This window comes from Bartonella sp. AP57NXGY (genome assembly GCF_042195805.1).
Classification (GTDB): domain Bacteria; phylum Pseudomonadota; class Alphaproteobacteria; order Rhizobiales; family Rhizobiaceae; genus Bartonella.
In genome coordinates, this window is record NZ_JBHIOZ010000537.1 from 1 (window position 1) to 690 (window position 690).

Sequence of the window (690 nt, forward strand, 5' to 3'; positions counted from 1 at the left end):
ATCATGACTAATATACCATCGATATGTGCTTGAAGATCAGCAATGTCTTTCAGGTTTTCTTTTATTTGAAGTTCATCAAATAACTGTTTGAGGTATTGAAAACGATTTTCTACATGTTGAAAAGTTTTTAAAGTTACCGCTTTATCTAAAGTCGATACAAATTCTAAACGAGCAAAAATAGACTTGCCTACTTGATCAAAAGTCCCAGAAATTTTGTTTTCTTCCTCCAATGCCTTTTGATATAATTCCCTTGAAAGCTGATTCTTCTTATAGAGCGATTCTGGTTCTTTGAGAAAAAAATTAGAAAGGTCTATTTGCTTTGGGTTTGTTTTCTGATTCTTTGTTATAGCCTGATAGGCTTTTTCTATTTGTGAAAGTTGTTCTTTTTTTAACGCAAGCTGTTTTGTTAAGAGCTCAATAATTTCCCCTTTTTTTAATAGCTTAATAAGCTCCAGATATTCTGCTGGTAGAGCAGGTTGTGGCGATGGAGCAGGTGAATTCTGTTTAGTATCTGATTCCGAAAGAATCTGTGCCCTTAAAAGATTTAGCCGCACGTTACCACCTACATGATTTCCATCAACATTGTTTGCATGTGCCAAATTTATCATCCCCCAAAGGGTAATCATTCCTGTTATAATAAATCGCTTTTTCATCTGTCTCCTCGCTTGATTTCGGCAGGGATTGTTTTAT

The 690-nt window shown here is 34.8% G+C and carries 1 protein-coding gene; it reads right to left on the reverse strand.

The annotated features are described in order from the left end of the window. A partial coding sequence (locus ACFIL8_RS11885; RefSeq protein WP_375689981.1) for a hypothetical protein occupies window positions 1-653 on the reverse strand: 653 nt, incomplete at its 3' end. Between the last annotated feature and the right edge of the window lie 37 nt (window positions 654-690).